The 22,796-nt window shown below is 54.3% G+C and carries 21 protein-coding genes and 1 riboswitch; of the genes, 7 read left to right on the forward strand and 14 right to left on the reverse strand.

Annotated features, from left to right (window positions below):
* Nucleotides 1–25 precede the first annotated feature (25 nt).
* Together N9C89_RS12140 and N9C89_RS12145 are read right to left on the reverse strand one after the other, a co-directional pair.
* Complete coding sequence (locus N9C89_RS12140) at nt 26–1,252, reverse strand: MFS transporter (RefSeq protein ID WP_263954162.1); 1,227 nt, start codon at nt 1,250–1,252, stop codon at nt 26–28.
* Between the two features lie 41 nt (nt 1,253–1,293).
* Nucleotides 1,294–3,504 (reverse strand): primosomal protein N', encoded by a 2,211-nt coding sequence (locus tag N9C89_RS12145; protein WP_263954450.1) that lies wholly within the window; start codon nt 3,502–3,504, stop codon nt 1,294–1,296.
* 131 nt (nt 3,505–3,635) lie between these two features.
* On the opposite strand from N9C89_RS12145, the gene fsa reads away from it, so the two are divergent.
* The 4 genes from fsa (at nt 3,636) to N9C89_RS12165 (ending at nt 6,859) form a co-directional block, all read left to right on the forward strand.
* Nucleotides 3,636–4,289: a fructose-6-phosphate aldolase gene (gene fsa / locus N9C89_RS12150; protein WP_263954163.1), complete on the forward strand. Its 654-nt coding sequence runs from the start codon at nt 3,636–3,638 to the stop codon at nt 4,287–4,289.
* A 213-nt stretch (nt 4,290–4,502) separates the two neighbouring features.
* Nucleotides 4,503–5,207: a DUF484 family protein gene (locus tag N9C89_RS12155; RefSeq protein WP_263954165.1), complete on the forward strand. Its 705-nt coding sequence runs from the start codon at nt 4,503–4,505 to the stop codon at nt 5,205–5,207.
* A complete protein-coding gene (locus tag N9C89_RS12160; protein ID WP_263954167.1) occupies nt 5,204–6,124 on the forward strand; it encodes a tyrosine recombinase XerC in 921 nt (306 codons plus the stop codon). Before N9C89_RS12155 ends, N9C89_RS12160 begins: the two co-directional genes overlap by 4 nt.
* Before the next feature lie 39 nt (nt 6,125–6,163).
* On the forward strand, nt 6,164–6,859 hold the full coding sequence (locus tag N9C89_RS12165; protein ID WP_263954168.1) for a CDP-alcohol phosphatidyltransferase family protein: 696 nt from the start codon (nt 6,164–6,166) through the stop codon (nt 6,857–6,859).
* Nucleotides 6,860–6,910: 51 nt separating this feature from the next.
* Here N9C89_RS12165 and ileS read toward each other — a convergent pair whose 3' ends face one another.
* A complete protein-coding gene (gene ileS, locus N9C89_RS12170; protein WP_263954169.1) occupies nt 6,911–9,841 on the reverse strand; it encodes an isoleucine--tRNA ligase in 2,931 nt (976 codons plus the stop codon).
* A gap of 289 nt (nt 9,842–10,130) precedes the next feature.
* Here ileS and N9C89_RS12175 point away from each other — a divergent pair, with 289 nt between their 5' ends.
* Nucleotides 10,131–10,550, forward strand: a complete 420-nt coding sequence (locus N9C89_RS12175) for a group III truncated hemoglobin (protein ID WP_263954170.1) — start codon at nt 10,131–10,133, stop codon at nt 10,548–10,550.
* Here the strand turns inward: N9C89_RS12175 and N9C89_RS12180 are convergent.
* Both N9C89_RS12180 and N9C89_RS12185 read right to left on the reverse strand, forming a co-directional pair.
* Nucleotides 10,547–11,521 carry a YcjF family protein gene (locus N9C89_RS12180; protein WP_263954171.1) on the reverse strand — a complete coding sequence of 325 codons (975 nt, stop codon included), beginning with the start codon at nt 11,519–11,521 and terminating at the stop codon, nt 10,547–10,549. The genes N9C89_RS12175 and N9C89_RS12180 overlap by 4 nt on opposite strands.
* The gene (locus N9C89_RS12185) at nt 11,518–12,936 is read right to left on the reverse strand and encodes a YcjX family protein (RefSeq protein ID WP_263954173.1); all 1,419 of its coding nucleotides are present in this window, start codon (nt 12,934–12,936) and stop codon (nt 11,518–11,520) included. Before N9C89_RS12185 ends, N9C89_RS12180 begins: the two co-directional genes overlap by 4 nt.
* 96 nt (nt 12,937–13,032) lie before the next feature.
* Between N9C89_RS12185 and truA the strand changes: the two genes are divergently transcribed.
* Both truA and pth read left to right on the forward strand, forming a co-directional pair.
* The gene (truA, locus tag N9C89_RS12190) at nt 13,033–13,845 is read left to right on the forward strand and encodes a tRNA pseudouridine(38-40) synthase TruA (RefSeq protein ID WP_263954176.1); all 813 of its coding nucleotides are present in this window, start codon (nt 13,033–13,035) and stop codon (nt 13,843–13,845) included.
* A complete protein-coding gene (gene pth, locus N9C89_RS12195; RefSeq protein WP_263954177.1) occupies nt 13,842–14,534 on the forward strand; it encodes an aminoacyl-tRNA hydrolase in 693 nt (230 codons plus the stop codon). Before truA ends, pth begins: the two co-directional genes overlap by 4 nt.
* A 3-nt stretch (nt 14,535–14,537) precedes the next feature.
* Here pth and trpB read toward each other — a convergent pair whose 3' ends face one another.
* The 9 genes from trpB to metK all read right to left on the reverse strand — a co-directional run bounded on the left by trpB (nt 14,538) and on the right by metK (nt 22,741).
* Nucleotides 14,538–15,773: a tryptophan synthase subunit beta gene (gene trpB, locus N9C89_RS12200; protein ID WP_263954178.1), complete on the reverse strand. Its 1,236-nt coding sequence runs from the start codon at nt 15,771–15,773 to the stop codon at nt 14,538–14,540.
* Nucleotides 15,766–16,449, reverse strand: a complete 684-nt coding sequence (locus N9C89_RS12205) for a phosphoribosylanthranilate isomerase (protein WP_263954179.1) — start codon at nt 16,447–16,449, stop codon at nt 15,766–15,768. The genes trpB and N9C89_RS12205 overlap by 8 nt, the downstream gene beginning before the upstream one ends.
* A 9-nt stretch (nt 16,450–16,458) precedes the next feature.
* The gene (locus tag N9C89_RS12210; protein ID WP_263954180.1) at nt 16,459–16,818 is read right to left on the reverse strand and encodes a LapA family protein; all 360 of its coding nucleotides are present in this window, start codon (nt 16,816–16,818) and stop codon (nt 16,459–16,461) included.
* A gap of 7 nt (nt 16,819–16,825) precedes the next feature.
* Nucleotides 16,826–17,107 (reverse strand): integration host factor subunit beta, encoded by a 282-nt coding sequence (gene ihfB / locus N9C89_RS12215; RefSeq protein WP_263954181.1) that lies wholly within the window; start codon nt 17,105–17,107, stop codon nt 16,826–16,828.
* Nucleotides 17,108–17,403: 296 nt separating this feature from the next.
* The gene (gene rpsA, locus N9C89_RS12220) at nt 17,404–19,080 is read right to left on the reverse strand and encodes a 30S ribosomal protein S1 (RefSeq protein ID WP_263954182.1); all 1,677 of its coding nucleotides are present in this window, start codon (nt 19,078–19,080) and stop codon (nt 17,404–17,406) included.
* Nucleotides 19,081–19,399: 319 nt separating this feature from the next.
* A complete protein-coding gene (gene cmk, locus N9C89_RS12225) occupies nt 19,400–20,011 on the reverse strand; it encodes a (d)CMP kinase (protein ID WP_263954183.1) in 612 nt (203 codons plus the stop codon).
* A 129-nt stretch (nt 20,012–20,140) separates the two neighbouring features.
* Entirely contained in the window at nt 20,141–20,680 is a 540-nt protein-coding gene (locus N9C89_RS12230; protein ID WP_263954185.1) for a hypothetical protein, read from the reverse strand.
* A 42-nt stretch (nt 20,681–20,722) separates the two neighbouring features.
* Nucleotides 20,723–21,499 (reverse strand): tRNA (guanosine(46)-N7)-methyltransferase TrmB, encoded by a 777-nt coding sequence (trmB, locus tag N9C89_RS12235; RefSeq protein ID WP_263954186.1) that lies wholly within the window; start codon nt 21,497–21,499, stop codon nt 20,723–20,725.
* Between the two features lie 69 nt (nt 21,500–21,568).
* A complete protein-coding gene (gene metK / locus N9C89_RS12240; protein WP_263954188.1) occupies nt 21,569–22,741 on the reverse strand; it encodes a methionine adenosyltransferase in 1,173 nt (390 codons plus the stop codon).
* Nucleotides 22,742–22,745: 4 nt separating this feature from the next.
* A riboswitch (SAM-SAH riboswitch) is annotated at nt 22,746–22,794 on the reverse strand.
* Nucleotides 22,795–22,796: the final 2 nt, after the last annotated feature.

Below are 22,796 nucleotides of genomic sequence, written 5' to 3' on the forward strand. Positions count from 1 at the left end.
ATATATGCTGCCTTCTTGCTGATTTCTACTCCGCTGGAACCGCGCCGCTCGAAAACCGCGTTTCGCGCCCTGGAGCTGGATGCCGAGGCAATAGAAACGACAACGCAAGCGAGCCGCAGGCAATAACCGAAGCCGTGCCAAATACCATCGCCGGATCAACGATCCATAGCAGCCCAAGAAGTACAGGAAGGAATACCGCTGCGATGTGATTGATGGTGAACGTAACCGCTGCAGAAGTCGCAATATCGGCAGGGTTTGCTATTTTTTGGAAATAGGTTTTCAAAGCCATTCGCAGCGCAAAGAGCATGTGGTCCACAATATAAAGCGCCATCGCCAACCAAACGCCCCAGCCGTATACATACAGCCCAGCATAAGCAAAGAACACTAGCGCAAGCCCTGCATATTCAAACACTAGCGCTGTCCGTTCGCCAAAGTGTGCGATTGCTTTGCCCGCCAACGGCGCCAGCACGATGTTAGCAATCAAGTTCACAAGGTAAAGCGCGGTGATTTCATGAACCGCAAATCCGTATTTCTCGACCATCATAAATCCGGCAAAGACCACAAAGATTTGGCGGCGCGCTCCGGCGAGAAACTCGAGCGCGTAATAAAGCCAGTACCGTCGACGCAAAACAATGCTCTTGCGTTGCACGACATCGGATTCAAACTGCGGAAACGCAAAGACACAATACAGCGCGATAACCGCCGCCACACCGCCGGAGATCAGGAAAACCTCGGTGTATTGCAGGCCAAACCGCTCCCACGTCATCACAATTGCAACGTAAGCGACAAGCGTAGCGACCGAACCAACAGCCGCCAGCCAACCAAGAATTTGCGGTGCCTTGTCTTTAGGCAGCCACTGCAACTGAAGCGAATGATTGACCGTTTCAAAATAGTGAAACCCAACCGAACTGATGAACGTCACCAAAAGGATGCCGCCAAGCGATGGGAAAAATCCCGTAACCGCGGTGGCCACAATAAGGAGCAACAGAGAGACCATGGCCAGAACTTGCTCACGCATAATCAGCAGAACTGCTGCGACCCCAATTGCCAAAAATCCGGGAATTTCGCGAATTGTATGCAAAAGCCCGATATCTGCCCCGTCAAATCCAGCAACCTCAATCACAAAGTTGTTCAACAGTGCGAGCCACGTTGAGAACGCAATCGGCACCGCAATGGACGCAAGAACCAAGAGCGCAACAGGCCGCCGCCAAACTGGAAGCTGATCTATGTCTTTGAAGGGAAACTTTTTCATACGGGCGCTTTACGCTGAAACGCCGACTGACAAAAGGTAGATTAGTAAAAATTCTGCGGGTCGATATCGATGGATAGCCGCAAGTTGGTTGGAATCTTGAACTGCGCCGCCCATTCAGACAGGGCTCGCTGAAGTGGCACAGACTTCTCAGCCTTAACCAACAGCCGAACCCGATGCCGTCCGCGAATGCGTGCGATTGGTGCGGGGGCCGGTCCGAAGACTTGCGCGCCAATCTTTCGTAGCGGCGCATCACGCCGTGCCATGTCCGCCCCTAAATCAAATACAGCCTGAACATCGGGCGAAGAAAGCACGATACCGGCCATTCGCCCATAAGGCGGCACGCCAGCGGCTTGACGTTCCTGCGCTTCAGCCTGCCAAAACGCTTCTTCGTCGCCAGAGAGGATTGCCCGAATAACGGGATGTTCCGGCTGATAGGTTTGCAACAGCGCAACGCCCTTTTTCTCCGATCTGCCCGCACGGCCAGAAACCTGCCGCATCAATTGAAAGCTCCGTTCTGCGGCACGCAAATCGCTGCCCTGCAATCCAAGATCGGCGTCGATGACTCCCACGAGCGTAAGGTTCGGAAAATTATGCCCTTTTGCCACAAGCTGCGTTCCGATGATTATATCAGCACCGCCTTCGGCAATGGATGTGATCTGTTCTTTCAACGCGCGCGCCGAACCGAACAGATCACTCGATAAAACCGCCACGCGTACATCTGGAAACAACTCGGCGACCTCCTCGGCAAGGCGTTCGACGCCGGGGCCGATGGGCGCGAGCTTGCCTTCTACTTCACAGCTTGGGCAGGCCGTTGGCATCGGTTTGGTCTCGCCGCATTGGTGGCACACAAGCCGCTTAAGGAAACGATGTTCGACCATGCGGGCATCACATTGCTCACAACCGATCTGAACGCCGCACGCACGGCAAAGCGTGGTCGGGGCATATCCACGACGGTTTATGAACAACAAGGCCTGTTCGCCTGCATCGACTCTCGCCTTAACTGCTGCGGTAAGTGTCGGCGATATCCACCGCGCAGAGGGCAGTTGCTCGGATCGCATATCAATGGCCTTTAGATCAGGCAGCTGCGCCTCCCCGAACCGGCTTTCAAGATCAAGACGCCGGTATTTGCCTGCCTCGGCATTGGCCCAAGTTTCCAAACTTGGCGTTGCAGAGGCAAGAATAACGGTTGCCCCACAATAGGTTGCGCGCAAGACGCTCATATCTCGCGCCGAATAGAGAACGCCATCGTCTTGCTTATAAGAGGTGTCGTGCTCCTCATCGACGACAATCAAACCCAAGTCTCGAAACGGCAAGTAAAGCGCCGAGCGGGCCCCAACAACAAGTTGCGCGTTCCCCTCTCCGACCATGCGCCACACACGGCGGCGTTCGGTCATTGTTACGCCGGAATGCCATTCTGCAGGGCGCGCGCCGAACCTCTTTTCAACGCGCGACAGAAACTCTGCCGTAAGTGCAATCTCCGGCAACAGAACCAGCGCCTGCCGACCTTTGCGCAAGCACTCGGCGATGGCTTCCATATAGACTTCTGTTTTGCCAGAACCGGTAACGCCCTTAAGCAAGAAGGACTCATAGTCCGCCGTCGCAACGCTTTTACGCAATTCCTCGGCGGCGCTGGATTGATCCTCGGTCAACTCAACCGCGCCGAACCCGGCTTGCAATGTAGGGAAAGGCCCATCTCGCGGCGTATCCAACTCAAGAACGGTTCCGAACTTAACAAGACCTTTAACAACAGAGGTCGAGACACCAGCCAAATTGGCAACTTCGCCAAGCGTGAAGCCAAGCCCGCCGTATTCTTGCAAGGTTTCGATCACACGCGTCCGCGCGGGGGTCATTCGGTCTGGCACACCGTCGCCCAACCGATAAATTTTCTGCATAGATAGCGGATCAGACAAGCCCGGCGCACGCGTTGCCAGTCGAAGCATTTGAGTTAGCGGTGTGATCGTATATTCAGCGGCGCGTGTCAGGAAATCCCGCATATCCTGCCCCATCGGCGCAACATCAAGGACGCGGCTTATCTTGCGGATCTTTGAAGGATCAAACTTTCCATCGCCCTTGCCCCAGACAACTCCCAAGGTTTTACGCGGCCCCAAAGGAACCTCAACAAAGCTCCCGATAGAGCAACCACCTTCTGGCGCTTTGTAATCAAGGAATCGATCAATCGGCTGCGTAGTGAGCACAGAAACAAGCGCGCCTTCTGGAAAATCATGGTCATTCTCTAGACCTTCCGCACTCATCCCTAACTCCGGCGATCCACCAAAGCTCAATTGCCCTGTCATATCAACACTCTGCCTTTTGGGGTTTCGACGGGGCATAACTTGAGGTAAACAGGCGCCGGATAGAGCCCAACCAAACTAGGAACACTCTCATGAAATTCTTTGTTGATACTGCGGATGTTGCCGCGATTGCCGAACTCAATGACCTCGGCATGGTGGACGGCGTAACAACCAACCCGTCCCTGATCATGAAATCCGGCCGCGACATTATCGAAGTCACAAAAGAAATCTGCGACCTCGTCGAAGGTCCTGTTTCCGCCGAAGTTGTTGCACTCGAAGCTGACGAAATGATCGCCGAGGGTCGTAAACTGGCAGAGATCGCGGAAAACATCTGTGTCAAAGTCCCTCTGACATGGGCGGGTTTGAAAACGTGTAAGACGCTTAGCGACGCAGGCACCAAAGTCAACGTCACTCTGTGTTTCTCTGCAAACCAAGCGCTTCTCGCGGCCAAAGCTGGCGCGACATTCATTTCGCCATTCATCGGCCGCTTGGACGACATCAATGTTGACGGTCTGGACCTGATTGCCGACATTCGCACCATCTATGACAATTACGCTTTCGAGACAGAGATTCTGGCTGCCTCGATCCGTTCCGTCAACCACATGAAAGATTGTGCGCTGATCGGTGCTGACGTCTGTACTGCACCTCCAGGCGTGATCAAAAAAATGGCTGATCACCCGCTTACCAAATCTGGCCTTGATGCATTCATGGCAGACTGGGCAAAAACAGGTCAGAAAATCCTCTGATCCGTCTGCAAATCTGATTTCAAAGCCCGTCGGTGTTTTTCTCCGGCGGGCTTTTTTGCAACTGGCGTTTGAGTACTCGCCCCTGCACATGGAGATTTTTGAGTGCATTGAACGCACCTGCATGTTAGAAAACTGCAAGTTGAGAGTAGTTTTAGCACCAATTCAGACGGAAAAATCCGCGATTTGGGCAATAAAGATGACGAGGCAGGCACGTTGAGCAGCGTAAAATTTCAAGAAGAACTTCGCGAGAAAATCATCTCTGATCCTGATGTTATTCTAGAGGATCAGGATCTTATGCGCGCCCTCGTTGCCGCAAACGAACGCTCACTCGGTGACAATATTGTTGATCTGCGCGGGATTGCAATGGAGCGGCTTGAAACTCGGCTTGATCGCCTTGAAGACACGCACCGATCCGTCATTGCTGCCGCCTATGAAAACCTCGCAGGGACCAATCAGGTCCATCGTGCTATTCTGCGTATGTTGGACCCTACAGATTTTGAGAGCTTCCTGAAAGAACTTGGCGGCGAAGTTGCGCAAATCCTGCGTGTTGACAGCGTGCGCCTTGTTCTGGAAAGCACCGAAAACGGTGATGACCCGCTGGTGAAACGCCTTGGCGCAGTTCTGACAGTCGCGGATCCCGGTTTCGTTGATGGCTACTTGAGCCAAGGTCGGAATGTGCCAGTGCGCCCTGTTACCCTTCGTCAAATTCATCCGAACAATGACCACATCTATGGCGAAGCCGCCGGTTATATTCGATCCGAAGCGGCGCTTAAGCTCGACCTTGGGCAAAATCGCCTACCTGGCTTGCTACTCTTGGGAGCAGAAGACCCGCATATGTTCAAGGCGGACCAAGGAACGGATTTGCTTGGTTTCTTTGGCGGCGTCTTTGAACGGATCATGCGCCGCTGGTTGTCGTGAGCGCAATTCCCCCAGCCGCCAGTGCACTGCTGGACGACTGGCTCGCAAATAAGCGTGCACTGCAAGCCGTCGCTGACAATACGATTACAGCCTACCAAACCGATCTATTGGCGTTCCTCTCGTTCATGTCCACGCGTTTTGACGGCAGCCTTGGGACATCTGCGCTCAAGCGCCTGACCTTGCAAGATATGCGTGCGTGGCTCGCGCATGAACGCAGTCGCGGTATTTCGCCAAGGTCGCTTGCACGCGAACTCTCTGCTGTCAAAAGTTTCTATAACTGGTTTTCTGAACGAGAAGGTTTTGACGCGACTCCTGTTCTTTCGACACGTGCACCAAAGTTTCACAAAAAACTTCCGCGCCCCGTCGACATTCCGGCAGCGCGTGCAATTATCGAATGCGTAGAGTTACAATCCACAAAGCAATGGGTTGGCCTTCGTGACGTTGCCTTGGTTACGTTACTATACGGCTGCGGACTGAGGATATCGGAAGCTTTGGCGCTAACAGGCGATATGGCCGACATGCCCGCAACGTTGCGCATTATCGGCAAGGGCAACAAAGAACGTATCGTGCCTGTGTTACCTACAACACAACATGCGATTGCGAATTACGCCAAAGCCTGTCCCTACGAGCTTTCCGCCAAAACACCACTTTTCTATGCTGTCCGTGGCGGACCGCTCAAGGCCCGTACGGTTCAAGACACGATGGCAAAAACCCGCATGCAGCTCGGCCTACCCTCCAGTGTAACGCCCCATGCGCTTCGTCATTCCTTTGCCACGCATCTTCTTTCGGCGGGTGGCGATCTACGCAGCATTCAAGAGCTGCTTGGGCATGCTTCTCTGTCCACAACCCAGAACTATACCGCCGTCGATACAGCTCGGCTCATGCAGGTCTATGAAAAAACTCATCCCCGCGCCTAAGCTGATTGCACTGAAGCACTAATTCAGCCATCAAAGCGTATGACCAAAGAACACAAAGCTTATTTCGTCCATCTCTTTACCGCGACCGGCGCAGTTTTTGCGATGCTCGCGCTTCTCTCGGCGGTTGAGCAGGCATGGAGCGTTATGTTCCTGTGGCTTGTTGTGGCGTTCTTCGTCGATGGTATCGACGGACCGCTCGCGCGTCATTTTGATGTAAAATCCAATGCGCCACAAATCGATGGTGTGTTGCTCGACCTGATCATCGACTATCTGACATATGTGTTCATTCCGGCCTATGCGCTATTCAAGTCAGGCCTATTACCTGGTTGGACTGGATGGATTGCCATCATCGTGATCACCTTCGCCAGCGCGCTTTACTTTGCCGATACACGCATGAAAACACAGGATAATTCTTTCCTCGGATTTCCCGGGTGCTGGAATATGGTTGTTATCGTGTACTTCGCACTTCAGCCGAATTTCTGGATTATGCTGGCTGGGGTCGTCCTTCTCGCTCTTGCGATGTTTGCGCCGCTCAAGTTCATTCATCCTGTTCGCACAGAACGCTGGCGCACCCTCTCGCTGCCCATCGCACTTGCTTGGACCTTTTTTGCGGGCTGGGCCGCGTGGGTCGATTTCGACTCCCAGAGCTGGGCCCATTGGGGGCTTGGGCTTACGACCTTGTACCTGCTGTTTGCAGGCATCGCGCAGCAAATCATACCCGTCCGCGCAAAATAAAAAGGGCGGCGCGAAGACCGCACCGCCCCAATTAAACCTCTTGCAAATAGCCTATTCGCTCAGCGCCTCATCACAACGGCCACAAACGCCTTCGTGTTTATGCTGCCCAACCTCTGGCAAAACCTTCCAGCAACGCTGACATTTCTCGCCCTCGGCGGGCTCAAATACAACGCCAATGCCTTCGATTTCCGGCAGGCGGAACGCTTCTGCGGGGATAGGATCGCCCGAAAGCTGAACCGAAGATGTGATGCAGATGTCATCGAACGGCAGGGATTTGAGCGCAGCCAGAACCGCTTCGTCGCGCACATGCACAACTGGCCCTGCTTCAAGGCTCGCACCGATAACCTTTTCCTGACGCTGGATTTCAAGCGCTGCCGTCACGACACGGCGGGCTTTGCGCACGCCTTCCCATTTCGCGGCCAGCGGCTCGTTAAGCCAATCGGCAGGCGTATCTGGGAAATCTGTAAGGTGAACCGAGCTATCGTCATCGCCGTAACGCTCAAGCCAAACTTCTTCCATTGTGAAGATCAGGATCGGGGCCAACCACGTCGTTATGCGATGGTACAGGATATCAAGTACTGTACGTGCCGCACGGCGTTGTAGCGTGTTACCGTCACAGTAGAGTGCGTCTTTGCGAATATCGAAATAGAACGCCGACAGGTCCAAAGTCGCAAAGTTGAACACCGATTGGAACACACCTTGGAAATCAAAGGCGGCATAGCCTTTGCGCACAGTGTGATCCAGCTCTGCCAAACGATGCAGAACCAAGCGCTCAAGCTCTGGCATATCCTCGGGTGCAACACGTTCGTCCTCACTGAACTCTGCGAGCGAGCCAAGCATAAACCGCATTGTATTCCGCAAACGGCGGTAGCTATCGGCCACGCCTTTGAGGATTTCAGGGCCAATCCGCTGGTCAGATGTGTAATCCGTTTGAGCAACCCAAAGGCGCAAGATATCAGCGCCGTATTGCTGGATAACCTTCTCTGGCACGATGGTGTTGCCGATGGACTTGGACATCTTCATGCCCTTTTCATCGAGCGTCATGCCATGGGTTACAACGTTGCGATAGGGCGCGCGGCCATTGGTGCCACAGCTTTGTAGCAGCGAGCTATGGAACCAGCCGCGGTGCTGGTCGGTGCCTTCCATGTAGACATCGGCGATACCGTCGTCGGAGCCGTCTTCACGATCGCGCAGAACAAAACTATGGGTCGAGCCAGAGTCAAACCAAACATCGAGAATATCGAAGACCTGCTCATAGTCCGCAGGGTCCACGATCCCGCTGAGGAAACGCTCTTTCGCACCCTCGGCATACCATGCATCCGCACCCTCGGCCTCGATCGCTTCAACGATCCGCGCGTTGATCTCTTCGTTGCGCAGAAGGAAATCCGCATCGGTCGGCAATGCGCCAACTTTGGTAAAGCATGTTAGCGGAACGCCCCACGCACGCTGGCGCGACAAGACCCAATCCGGACGGCTTTCCATCATCGAATAAAGGCGGTTGCGGCCCGATTGTGGCGTCCACTTTACGTTGTCGATTGCGGTCAGCGCGCGCTCGCGGATGGTCTTACCAAAGGTGTCTTTGCCATCACCAATTTCGCGGTCAATCGCGGCAAACCACTGTGGCGTGTTGCGGAAGATGATCGGCGCTTTGGACCGCCAAGAATGCGGGTAACTGTGCGTTACACGGCCACGCGCGATGATGCCACCAGCCTCAACCAGTTTGGCAATCACAGCATTGTTGGCTTTGCCCTCTTTGCCCTTACGGTCAAAGACCTGAAGCCCGGCAAAGAATGGAACATGTGGCAAGAACTCGGATTCTTCGCCCACGTTGTGAGTCATCCGGTCTAGCCAGTTGCGCTTTACGAAAGCCTCGTAGTCGTCGGCACCGTGGCTTGGCGCGGTGTGCACGAAACCGGTACCGGCGTCATCGGTTACGTGATCGCCATCGATGAGCGGCACTTCGTAATCCCAGAAGCCATCAGCACCGTCGAGACCCGCGAAGGGGTGCGCACAAACCGCTCCCTCAAGCTCAGACGCAGCAACATCAGAAACGCGGGTAAACTCTGTGACACGGGATTTGCCGAGCGTATCTTCGGCGAGTGTATCGGCTAGAACGTAAAGATCGCCTGGTGCAGTCCAGCTTTCTTCTTCAGTCGTCGCGACGCGGTAAAGACCGTAGGAAATGCCTTTGTTGTAAGCAACGGCCTTGTTCGAAGGGATGGTCCACGGAGTCGTTGTCCAGATGACAACCCGCGCGTCCTTCAGCGCTTCAGAACCAGAAACAACCTTAAACGGCACCCAGATCGTGTGGCTCTTGTGATCGTGGTATTCGATTTCTGCTTCGGCCAGTGCGGTTTTTTCAACTGGCGACCACATCACGGGCTTGGAGCCTTGATACAGCGTGCCGTTCATCAAGAACTTCATGAAGTCTTCGGCGATCACGCGCTCGGCGTGGAAGTCCATTGTCAGGTACGGGTTTTCCCAGTTGCCCGTCACGCCAATGCGCTTGAATTCCTCGCGCTGCACGTCAACCCAACCTTGGGCAAACTTACGGCACTCCGCTCGGAAGTCGTTGATTGGCACGTCGTCTTTGTTTTTACCCTTTTGGCGGTATTTCTCTTCGATCTTCCATTCAATCGGAAGGCCGTGGCAATCCCACCCCGGAATGTAGCGGGCATCAAATCCCATCATCTGATGGCTGCGGACGATGATGTCTTTGATCGTTTTGTTCAGCGCGTGTCCGATATGGAGGTGCCCGTTCGCATAGGGCGGGCCGTCATGCAGCGTGAAAACCTTGCGCTCGGCATCAGTGCCTTTCTTGGCGGCGGCCTCTTCGCGAAGGCGGTCATAAACGCCGATCTTTGCCCAGCGGTCAAGCCAGCCGGGTTCGCGCTTAGGAAGCCCTGCCCGCATCGGAAAATCGGTTTTCGGCAGGTTCAGAGTGGATTTATAGTCGGGTGTTTCGGTCGTGTCGGCGCACATGGATGTGGTCCTTAAACGGTATTCATTTTCGGCGAAGGGCGGCGCGCATGGCTTACGCCTTTTCCCGGCGTCTCCTGCTTTAGAGCGCCGGGCAAATAATTCGAATAATGATCGAGTGATGTATCATCATAGGCGCGTTATAGAGCCGCCTTTCCCTATGGTCTAGCGAAACCCGTGCGCTCTGGGGCTTCTCTGTTGAAATTTCGCGCTGTTTCCTAGGCCTCTGCGTCAATTGGGCGTGTTTCGCATGAAGAGTGAACGGAATATTGAAGAGAGGAAAGGTAATATCATGTCCCATCCGCTCGCACGTTTTGACATCACGCCCCAAGAGATCGACCGCGTGGTGGCGCAGTTCTACAAACGCATCCGTGCGCATGACGTACTTGGTCCGATCTTTATACAGCGGCTTGGCACAACAGCACAGGTATGGCGGCCACATGAGGCCAAGATCGCCGCATTCTGGCGCAATGCTATCCTTTTTGAACGCGAATATTCCGGCAATCCGATGCAGGTACACATGCAGGTTCCGGCGATCATGCCCGAACATTTCGCGCTCTGGCTTGACCTCTTTGATGAGGTGCTCGCAGAAGAGCTACGCCCAGAGGCTGCACGCTCATTCTCTGCTTTGGCGCATCGCATTGGCCGCGGTTTACGGATGGGGATTGCTTCGGTCCGGCAGCCCAAAGATCAACCGCCCGTATTTTCCTAGCTAAACAGACCCGTAAGCGCGCGCTGCACCAGTTTTGTCACGCCGGGGCGCTTTTTGGCAACGAATGGTAACGGTCGACATGTCTCCATTGCCGCAACCCCAACGCGCGCCGTCAACGCTCCATTAATCACGCCTTCACCGAAGCGACGTGAGATTTTGCTCATGACCCCGCCACCCGCGATCGAACCAATCATATCGTCACCAACCGCCACAGCGCCTGTTGCGACAAGGTGCGCCATAACAACTTTGGTCAACCGCCAACTTCCAAGAAAGCCAGCACGACCACCGTATATTTCGGCAATGCGGCGGATCATTCTAAGATTTAAGCTCAGTGCAGCGAACACATCGGCGAGCGCAATTGGGACAAACGCCGTAACAGTCGCAACTTGGCGCGCAGTCGCTTCAATTTCTAGGCGCGCCATATCATCAAGTGGAGCGAGTATTTCGTTTTCGGCAAACGCCAGCAAAGCATCGGCATCCAGTTGCTCGTCTTTCCGGTCATTTAAACGCGCCTGCCCCCACTCGGTTTCTGGACGGTTGGCGTAAAGCCGTTCAAGCCGCGAGACGACATCTTGTGCAGGCTTCAAGTCAGCGGCGGCATAGGCATGCGCTGCTTCTTTCTGTAGTGAATCGATCCGCCCCAAACGCACAAATCCAGCAATTTCCTTGAGCGCCACGATGAGCAACACAATCAGGAAGATGCCCAGAAGTCCGGCGGCAACATACCCGAGAACTACATTCTGTTCGATCAGTCCGGTTACGAAATTCCATGCCGCAATCGAAAGGCCAAACCCCAAAAACGCCAACAAGCTGCCCCAAAACCATTTGGCCAGTCGCGATGTGGGTTTCGCCATATAGCGCGCAGTTGATTGCAGGGCTGAGGATTCGCCAAGTTCAGGCACGGCAGGTGCTTCAGCAGGCGATTCTTCGGGGTCTGAAATCTCGATCAGGATCGGTTTATCTTTACTCATCGCAGCTTATCCCCAATCAGAAAATCAACGGCCTGATCTAGCCGGATATGCGGCGGGCCTTCATCAGGTTTCAGGTTCAGGGCCGCGGGCAGAAAACGCTGGCTTTCAACCGAAAACCCATTCCATTCGTCAGCACCATTTTGAAGCGCCGTTAGAACCTGAGAGGGATCTTTGGGCAATTGCCCCGAATAGAAAGCGACCTGCTTATCGCGCCCCTCGACCCTGCCTCGAACACAGTCAAGCACACGACCTTCGTGGGTTATCGTTGCTTCAGTTGTTGTGCGCAAAGCGGCAATAGCCATGGCCCGCGTTTGCGCTCCAGAGAAATCCGCGCGCGATTTGGCCTGTTCCAGCAAAGCTGACGTAATCGCGGCCAATTGTGGATGCTGCGTATGATGGAGATGATCAGCTTTGGTCGCGGCAAAGAGCATCCGTTCCACCCGTTTCCCGCCTAGTAGACTGGTTAACCAGCGCGACTTGCCCGGCCTAAAGCCCGCAAGAATATCACCCATCGTATTGCGCAAATCCTCAACAGCGGCAGGGCCACGATGCAGCGCTTTTAGGACGTCCACCAATACGATTTGCCGATCAATCCGAGCAAAATGATCGCGGAAAAACGGCTTTACGACTTGCGATTTATACGCCTCGTAGCGCCGCTCCATCTCTCGCCCGAAAGAACCACGCGAAAAGCGCTCGGCCATAGGTAGCGGAACAAATGTCAGCACTGGAGAGCCCTCCAGTTCACCAGGAAGGATCACGCGCCCCGGTGCGCCGCTGCTCAATCCGTTTAGATGCGCCGCGCGAGAAAATTCGGTGTATAGCGCGGCCAGTTCCTGTGCGCGCGGTTCTTCGAATGGGGCAGAGACATCAGCTTCCGAGAGCTTCTTCGCGAGATCGGCACCACCCTCCTGAGCCTGAATCCGTGCCAAAGCATTCTCTGACCAATCCGCATAGCTCTTGTCCATCAACGCAAGATCAAGAAGCCACTCCCCCGGGTAATCGACAATATCCAGATGAACGGTCCGCTCACCAGCTAGCCCCGCTATGAGCCCTTTGGATTTAACACGAAACGACAGTCTAAGCTCACTAACGCTTCGGGTGTTTTCGGGCCAAACTGGGTCTGGCCCGGTCAACTTGGCAAGATGTGTTTCATAGGGGAAGCGTGCTATCGTGTCGTCAGGTTGCGGCTGTAGATAAACCGAACGCAGCGTGCCATCGGTAAGTGCCGTAAGCTGCGGCATCCGTCCGCGCTTCAGCAGGTTAGCCACCAACGATGTGATGAAAACGCTTTTGCCCGCACGGCTAAGACCCGTCACGCCAAGGCGCACGGTTGGCTCGAAAAGGGTTTCGTTTACGCTGGCCCCGAGGCTTTCAACCTGTCGGGTTACGCCATCTGCAATATCTGCCAAGCCCAAGAATTCGCCTCACAATCTGGTTCTCTCAATCTATGCACTCCGCTGCAATTTTCCTAGGGCAGTTGCCAAGGACGCGCGAAGAATGTATCGCGAAGTATGCCTCGTTATGCTCTCAAAATCGAATACAATGGTGCGCCTTTTTCTGGCTGGCAGCGTCAAAAGGAGCATCCGTCTGTTCAGCAGGCGGTTGAGGAAGCACTACAAAAACTTGACCGATCCGTCACCGGAATTGCCGCCGCAGGGCGTACTGATACTGGCGTTCATGCGACAGGTCAGGTTGCTCATGTAGATATGGCCGCGACATGGGAGCCGTTCCGTTTGGCCGAAGCGCTGATCTATCATCTCAAACCGAACCCCGTTGCGATTGTGAATGCAGCCGAGGTGGATGAGGAGTTTCACGCGCGGTTCTCGGCGATTGAGCGGCGCTATCTCTTCCGGCTGATTTCGCGTCGCGCCCCGATGACATTTGACAAAGGCACGGTCTGGCATGTGCGCCACGAGCTTGACGCCGACGCTATGCAAGAGGGCGCAAACTTCCTTCTCGGCCGGCATGATTTTACAACCTTCCGCTCAACTATTTGCCAAGCCCCCTCGCCACTTCGCACGCTTGATGAGCTCCGCGTTGAGCGAATTGAATTACAAGACGCCACCGAATTCCGCTTCCATGTGCGTGCGCGCGCGTTTCTGCATAATCAAGTGCGCAGCTTTGTTGGCACCCTCGAGCGCGTTGGTGCCGGAAGCTGGCAACCCGAAGACGTTGCCGCCGCCCTCGAAGCAAAAGACCGCGCAGCCTGTGGACCCGTCTGTCCGCCCCATGGCCTTTACCTTGCCGAGGTGAAATACCCGCAAGACCCGTTCAAAGGAATGCGCGGCGGAGAACCCATCGACCACGAAGGAACTGAAGCATGAAACTCTTTGTTGGCCTCGGAAATCCCGGCGGGAAATACGCCCACAACCGCCACAACATCGGCTTTATGGCGCTGGACGAGATTGCCCATAGCCATAGCTTCAGCCCATGGAAGGGCAAGTTTCAAGGCGCGGTTGCCGAAGGGCGGCTTGGCTCTGAGAAAGTCATCCTACTCAAGCCGGAAACCTTCATGAACCTGTCGGGCCAGTCCGTCGGAGAGGCCATGAGATTTTACAAGCTCACTCCGGCCGACGTTGTTGTTTTCCACGATGAGCTAGACCTCGCTCCTCGAAAGATTCGCGTAAAAAGCGGTGGCGGACACGCGGGGCACAACGGGCTTCGCTCAATCCACCAGCATATCGGAGAAGCCTATGATCGCGTGCGCATGGGAATTGGCCATCCGGGGCACAAAGATCGCGTTGCGGGATATGTTTTGCACGATTTCGCCAAGGCAGATCAGGAATGGCTAGACGATCTTCTGCGCGGCATTGCTGATGGCGTTCCGCATCTCGCCGAGGGCGATAACGGAAAATTCCTGAATGCAGTCGCGCTTCGGGTTGCGCCACCGCGCTCTTCGACGACGGTCAAAAAGGAAGCCTCGAAACAGAAAAAGACTGAAACGCCCCCCGCCCCAGAGGCGCAGGATACCCGTTCCAGCCTTCAGAAACTCGCCGATAAATTTCGACGCTAGGCGTTATTCTTCGTCGCCCATGTCAAAGCCGAGCGCACGAGCGACGGTAAAGATGTCCTTGTCGCCGCGGCCACACATATTCATCACGATGATGTGGTCCTTTGGCAGTGTCGGCGCAATTTTCATGACGTGCGCAAGCGCGTGGCTTGGTTCAAGCGCGGGGATGATCCCTTCTTGCTGACAGCAATATTGGAACGCCTCAAGCGCCTCTTTGTCAGTGATCGAGACATATTTCGCACGGCCCGTATCGTGCAGCCAGCTGTGCTCTGGCCCGATGCCCGGATAATCCAGACCCGCCGAAATCGAGAACCCTTCGAGAATCTGGCCGTCGTCATCCTGAAGCAGATAGGTCCGGTTGCCATGGAGCACACCAGGGCGACCACCGGTAAGGCTCGCGCAATGCTCCATTTTGTCGTTCACGCCCTTGCCGCCCGCTTCAACACCGATGATGTTGACGCTTGGCTCATCAAGGAACGGGTAGAACAGGCCAATCGCATTTGATCCGCCACCGATCGCTGCAATCAGCGTGTCAGGCAAGCGGCCTTCGCCTTCATGCTCTTGCAACTGTTCGCGCGTTTCCTTGCCGATAATCGACTGGAAATCACGCACCATCGCTGGATAGGGGTGCGGCCCTGCTGCCGTGCCGATGCAATAGAAAGTATCGGCCACGTTGGTCACCCAGTCGCGCAGCGCATCGTTCATAGCGTCCTTAAGCGTTCCGCGCCCAGACGTCACAGGAACAACCTCGGCCCCCAAAAGCTTCATGCGGAACACGTTCGGTGCCTGACGTTCCACGTCATGCGCGCCCATGTAAACGACGCATTTCAATCCAAACCGCGCACATACAGTTGCAGTGGCAACACCGTGCTGCCCCGCACCGGTTTCCGCAATAATACGAGTCTTACCCATGCGCTTGGCGAGCAGAATTTGGCCCAATACATTGTTGATTTTATGCGCGCCGGTGTGATTCAACTCGTCACGCTTGAGGTAAATCTTGGCGCCACCAAGGTCCTCTGTCATCCGCTCAGCAAAATAGAGCGGGCTGGGGCGGCCAACGTAATGCTTCCAGAGATCATCCATCTGCGCCCAGAATGTCTCATCGGTTTTCGCGCGCTCGTACTCTTCCTCAAGGCTGAGGATCAAGGGCATCAGTGTTTCCGAAACAAATCGCCCGCCAAACTTACCAAAACGCCCGTTCTCATCGGGACCGGTCATAAAGCTGTTAAATAGATCATTCATGGCTGTGTTCTTTCCGAGCGGCGTTGATGAAATCTTGTATCATGCTTTCGTCCTTTATTCCCGGCGCAGATTCAACCCCGGAAGAGACATCGACCTGCCGCGCCCCTGTCAATTCGATGGCACGGCCAACATTTTCAGGTGTAAGGCCACCAGCAAGCATCCACGGACAGGCCCAGCGGCGGTTTGCGATGAGTTGCCAATCAAAGGCAATTCCGTTCCCGCCCGGCAAATCCGCATTGGGGTTTGGCTTGGCGTCGATCAGAATTTGATCCGCGACTGTGCTGTAACGCTCGATATCTGCAAGGTCAGCTTCGGTTGCAACGCCAACAGCTTTCATGACCGGAAGACCGTAGCGCGCGCGAACCTCTGCAACCCGCTTCGGGCTTTCACCGCCGTGAAGCTGCAGCATATCGAGCGGAACCGTTTCGCAAAGCTGATCCAAAAATGCATCGTCTGCGTTTACGGTAAGTGCAACTTTGGCCACGCCAAGCGGCACATCAACCGCCAAATCGCGGGCAAGCTCGGCATTTACATTGCGAGGAGATTTCCCGAAAAACACAAATCCCACGTATCCCGCTCCGGCGTCAGCAGCCGCAGCGACGCTCTCCGGTGTCTGTAATCCGCAGATTTTTACGCGAACGGGGCCGCTTTGGTCGGGTGTGTGAATACGAAACATAGACGCGGTTTAGCGAGTCGCGCCACTTTCCTCAAGCAGAGCGAGCACTTCGTCCTGATGTTCGCCCGCATTTCCACGAAGCCGAGACACTTCGCTTTTGAGTTCGCTAACTTCGCGTTTCACACGAGCGGCTTCAGCTCGTTGCTTATATTCACGAATCCATTCCCACACGAACCCAATCAACAGCCCTGCAACGATACCTGCGAAAATGATAACAAAAAGTGGGAGGTGAACGATAAAGCTCAGCCCGAAGAAGTCTGCAAGGTCAGCGGGCAGAAGCCGAAGCTCCACAACCGCACGATTTGCCAACGCCACGGTAATCAAAATGAGTCCGAGGGCGATAAGGAAGGCATAGCGAAAGTATCGCATTTGGGTGTTACTTTCCGTTCAGTCTGTCTCTTAGAAGCTTGCCAGTCTTGAAGAACGGCACATGCTTTTCTTCAACGGCCACACTCTCGCCGGTGCGCGGGTTACGGCCCGCACGTGCATTTCGTTTTTTCACAGAGAATGCGCCAAATCCACGAAGTTCGACACGGTCGCCGCGAGACATGGCCTCGATGATCTCTTCGAAAATGGTATTCACAATGCGCTCAACATCTCTTTGATAAAGATGTGGATTTTCATCGGCAATTTTTTGAATCAACTCCGAACGGATCATCCGTGGTTCCCCCCGATTAAATGGTTTTTGCGCTAAGTATTCTGAACACTTTAGTTTCAACGAGTATAGGGGGTATTTGATTTCTGAGAAAGAAATTCCAAGGGGTTAGCAGCAAAAAATCACGGTAGTTTGTACTGAATGGAGGGAATTTTTCCCGATTTCCCCAAGGCTTGCGCGGCGGGAACCAATGCGTGCCAACATATCAGCATCCGCGAGGTTAACGATTCGGCAACGAAAAACGGCCCCGCAAATGCGAGGCCGTTTCATGATTTCATAACCCGATTTGGGTTTTGGCTTTACTCGTCGCCCTTAAGCGCTGCGCCGAGAATATCGCCGAGGGAAGCACCGGAATCGGAGGAGCCATACTGCTCCACAGCTTCTTTTTCTTCCGCGATTTCGCGAGCTTTGATCGAGAGACCAAGACGACGTGTTTTTGCGTCAACGTTAGTTACGCGTACGTCCACTTTGTCACCCACACCGAAACGCTCTGGGCGCTGCTCGGCACGGTCACGCGACAGGTCGGAGCGGCGGATGAAGGATTTCGCGCCTTCATATTCCACTTCGATGCCACCGTCTTCGATCGCAGTCACTTCAACAGTGATGATGGAGCCGCGTTTCACGCCTTCAACTGCACCGGAGAAGCTATCATCCAGAGCTTTAACGCTCAGGCTGATGCGCTCTTTTTCAACGTCAACTTCGGTTACAACGGCTTTCACCATGTCACCTTTTTGGAAGTCGCCGATTACGTCTTCGCCACGGCCTTCCCATGTCAGGTCAGAAAGGTGAACCATGCCGTCGATGTCGCCGTCGAGACCAATGAACAGACCGAATTCGGTGATGTTTTTGACTTCGCCTTCAACTTCTGTGCCAACTGGGTGGCTTTCAGCAAAGACTTCCCATGGGTTGCGCATAGTCTGCTTGAGACCAAGGGATACACGACGTTTCGCGCTGTCGATTTCCAGAACCATGACTTCGACTTCTTGCGACGTAGACACGATTTTGCCTGGGTGGACGTTTTTCTTTGTCCAAGACATTTCAGAAACGTGAACGAGGCCTTCAACACCTGGCTCAAGCTCAACAAACGCACCGTAGTCGGTGATGTTTGTTACGCGGCCTTTATGTACGGACTCGAGTGGGTATTTACCCTCAACAAGGTTCCAAGGATCGTCCTGAAGCTGTTTCATGCCCAAGGAGATGCGGTGGGTATCTTTGTTGATTTTGATAACCTGAACCTTGACGGTTTCGCCGATGTTCAGGATCTCGGATGGGTGGTTCACGCGGCGCCATGCCATGTCTGTGACGTGCAGCAGACCGTCAACACCGCCGAGATCAACGAATGCGCCGTATTCAGTGATGTTCTTAACAACACCGTCAACTGCATCGCCCTCAGCCAGCTTGCCGATAACTTCGGCGCGCTGTTCGGCGCGAGATTCTTCGAGGATTGCGCGGCGGGAAACAACGATGTTGCCACGACGACGGTCCATCTTCAGAATCTGGAATGGTTGCTTAAGACCCATCAAAGGGCCCGCGTCACGTACGGGACGTACGTCAACTTGCGAACCAGGCAAGAAGGCCACGGCACCGCCGAGGTCAACTGTGAAGCCGCCTTTAACACGGCTAAAGATTGCGCCTTCAACGCGCTCTTCTTGCTCGTAAGCTTTTTCGAGGCGATCCCATGCTTCTTCGCGGCGAGCTTTGTCGCGCGAGATAACAGCTTCGCCTTTGGCGTTTTCAACACGGTCGAGGAAAACCTCAACTTCGTCGCCAACAGCGATTTCAGGCTCTTCGCCTGGGTTCGCGAATTCTTTAAGTTCAACGCGGCCTTCCATTTTGTAGCCTACGTCGATGATGGCTTGGCCAGCTTCGATTGCGATGACTTTGCCTTTAACGACAGACCCTTCGTCGGGTGTGTCAATTTCAAAGCTCTCTGCAAGCAGGGCTTCGAATTCGTCCATAGAGTTTGTTTGAGCCATGTGGTCTCAGTTTCCTTTTCATACGTTTTTGCGGGCCGAGTGGTTGTTTCCACCGGTCTTTGGGTTTCAGTTGGTCACCTCCTTTATGGAGGGTTAGACGGACTAGAAAACACGTCCCATAAAATGGGAGGGCCAAACACAAAAACAGGCCGAAGGATACCCTCAGCCCTGCCCATGATCGTGTGTCCCAGCGATTCCGCCTTGTAGACAGGCGCTATATAAGAAGTTTTTCTTGATAGAGCAAGGGGGTGCAGTAGGAGCAACAGCGCCTATTTTCGGCAACATTCTGCTTGTACCGCACCCAAATCACGCCAGCCGCTTAACTGACGAGTTTGGCCTCGATCGCCGACACGGCAGCAGACACAGCCTCCTTGATCGTAAGCTCACTTGTATCAATCACAACGGCATCGTCCGCGGCAACGAGTGGTGCTGCGTCGCGTGACGCATCCCGTTCATCGCGCGCTTTCACATCCGCTAGAACCTGTTCGAAATCGACGGAACTTTCCTTCTCAGACAACTCCAGAAAACGGCGCTTTGCCCGCACTTCTGCACTTGCGGTGACAAACAACTTCACGCTCGCATCAGGGCAGATCACTGTTCCAATATCGCGCCCGTCCAAAACCGCGCCGCCTTGCCGCTTTGCAAAACCGCGTTGGAATTCAACCAGGGCAGCGCGCACTTCCGGCATCGCGGCAGCTTTGCTTGCGGCCTCCGCAACTTCCGCCGTCCGAAGCTGAGAACCATCAATCTCTTTGGCATTCAGTGACTGTGCAGCTTCAATCGCGTCCGCGCCATCCAAAACACGAGCGCCGACGGCACGGTACAGCAAGCCAGTATCCAAATACGCGAAGCCAAAGTGTGTCGCCACGGCCTTTGATACAGTACCTTTTCCCGCTGCTGCCGGACCATCGATTGCCACAGTAAATTGCATTCTTCTTCTGCCTCGTTTTGCAAAATGGGCCTAAGCCCGTTTCCGTTGCTTTTTCACATGTGTTTGCGTGGAACGCTATTCAATCATCTCAAACCATGATGCGCGGCAACCGGCGCTAGGCTGTTGGTATTACGCTTCATTTTTCCGCCTACCGGCAAAAAACCTGTTCCACGCCACACGAATGAGAAGAACAAGAAGCACCGAATACGCCAAAGTTCCGAAGGCGGATTTCAATTCGGTCATCATAGTTGCCCACCCCGCGATTTTCGGATCAAGCGCGGCAGGATCAGATTGGAGCATCATGCGCACAGCGATGTTCTCGAGATAATCAAACACCATTGCAGCGACGGCGAATACGCCTGCGACCCATCGCAAAGTCCAATGACGCCCCTTTGTAGCCCAAAGGCTTGTCCAAATCACAAGCGCCGTCACCAAAGCAGGAAAGGCAAGATCAAGAAGTTGCTGTGTCCACAGATAGTATTCGACCTGAGCGTCGGTAAGGGCAGTCAGGTATGCTTGCGCCTGTGAATAATCATACCCTCGGGGACGCAGATCAAATGGCAAGCTCCCATCAGGAACCCGCAATGCCGGAAGGCTCCACGCAACCATGAGGCCGTAAACGCCAAACGTTGCAACAAACAAAGCCCAGTAGGCAATCACACGCCGCATAGAATTCCTCCTTTAGTCAGGCAGGTTAGGCGACGCAGGATTTCAGGCAACCGAATTCCGCCGAAAGGTAAGATAGTGTGGCTTACGACCCTCACGAAATGCCTTTTGCTCATAACGTGTCGAAATCCAGTCGTCCCATTCCGTGTGCCAGCTTTCAGGATCGGGATTAAGATGCGTAAATCCCTGCTTTGGCACTTCCTGCAATGTCTGTCGCACATAATCCGGAATATCGGTCGCTACGCGAAAAATCGCACCGGGCTTCATAACCCGAGCTAGAGGTGCAAGGTGCTCGGCGGTTACAAACCTACGCCGATGATGTCGCCGCTTTGGCCACGGATCAGGATAGAGAAGGAAGGCACGCGAAATTGAGGCCTCCGGCAGAACATCAAACATATGCCGCACATCGCCAGGGTGCACGGCAACATTCTTCACGCCAGCATCACGGATTTTGCCCAGAAGCATCGCCACGCCGTTGATGTAAGGCTCGCAGCCGATAATGCCCTTTTCAGGGTTCTGTGCCGCCTGATGAACCATATGTTCGCCGCCGCCAAACCCGATCTCAAGCCAAACTTCGCGCTCACCGAACAACCCCTCAAGATCAATGTTCTCGCGCTCTGGATTTTCTTCCCAAGTGACTTTTCCAGGTGAAAGCGCAGCCAGATCCTCATTCAGGTACTCTTCTTGAGATTGGCGCAGGGTCTTACCTTTGAACCGACCATAGAAGTTCCGCCACGGCGCACCGGTTGGATGGGCGCCGTGATCTGCCTTGTTTTCAGGCGTCTCAGGGTTGTCGGACTGCGGTTTATCTTTATCGCTCATTGCAGGCTCTCAATAATGACTCGGCGCTGTTCCTAGCCAATTTCCGCCCGCGGTCAAGCAACGAGGCCGCTAAAGCGCGGCTTTAAGTGTCTCGACCAGATCGGTACGTTCCCAGCTAAACCCGCCATCCGCATCAGGAGCACGGCCAAAGTGACCATAGGCTGCCGTACGCTGGAAAATGGGTTTGTTCAGACCAAGATGCTCGCGAATGCCGCGCGGCGTCAGGTCCATTGCATCAGAGACAATGCGCTCGATTTTGGCGTCTGCAACCGTACCGGTGCCGTGTGTGTCGATATAGATCGATAGTGGACGTGCGACACCAATAGCATAAGCAAGCTGAAGCGTGCAGCGCTTGGCGAGCCCAGCCGCAACGACGTTTTTGGCAAGGTAGCGCGCTGCATAAGCGGCAGAGCGGTCAACTTTGGTTGGGTCTTTACCAGAAAACGCCCCGCCCCCATGAGGAGCCGCACCACCATAAGTATCAACGATAATCTTGCGCCCTGTTAGCCCAGCATCACCATCCGGCCCGCCGATCACGAACTTTCCAGTTGGGTTCACAAGCCATTCTGTTTCATCAGTGACCCACGCATCAGGGAGGGTTTCGCGAATAATCGGTTCAACGATTTCACGAACGTCTTGGCTCGTGAGGCTTTCATCCAGATGCTGTGACGACAGAACAATCGAGGTGCTTTCAACCGGCACACCCTTTTCATACCGCAAAGAAAGCTGCGCCTTCATATCCGGCCCAAGAATAGTTGCGGGGCCGCTCTCTGCTTTGCGGGCAGCTGCGAGTTTGCGCAAAATCTGGTGAGAATAGAAAATCGGAGCAGGCATCAATTCGGCTGTTTCATCAACGGCGTAACCGAACATGATCCCCTGATCGCCGGCACCCTCTTCCTTGTCTCCTGCAGCGTCAACGCCTTGGGCAATATCGGCAGACTGGGCGTGAAGAAGATTGGTCACTTCAAGTGTATCGGCGTGAAAACCGTTCTGTGTGTAGCCAATGTCGCGCACGCAGTCGCGCACGATCTGCTCTACAGAATCAATAACAGAGGACGGTCCGCGCACTTCACCACCCACAACAACGCGGTTCGTCGTTGCAAAGGTTTCACACGCAACACGAGAAAACGGATCTTGTGCAAGAAACGCATCAAGAATCGCATCAGAAATTCGATCGCAGACCTTATCTGGGTGTCCCTCTGAAACAGACTCAGAGGTAAACAGGAAATTTTGTCGTGTCATGAAGTGCTCCGTTGAAAGTAAACCGCCACGTCAGGAAGCCGTTGTGGCGCTTGTC

Source organism: Halocynthiibacter sp. SDUM655004, from assembly GCF_026015885.1.
Taxonomy (GTDB): domain Bacteria; phylum Pseudomonadota; class Alphaproteobacteria; order Rhodobacterales; family Rhodobacteraceae; genus Falsihalocynthiibacter; species Falsihalocynthiibacter halioticoli.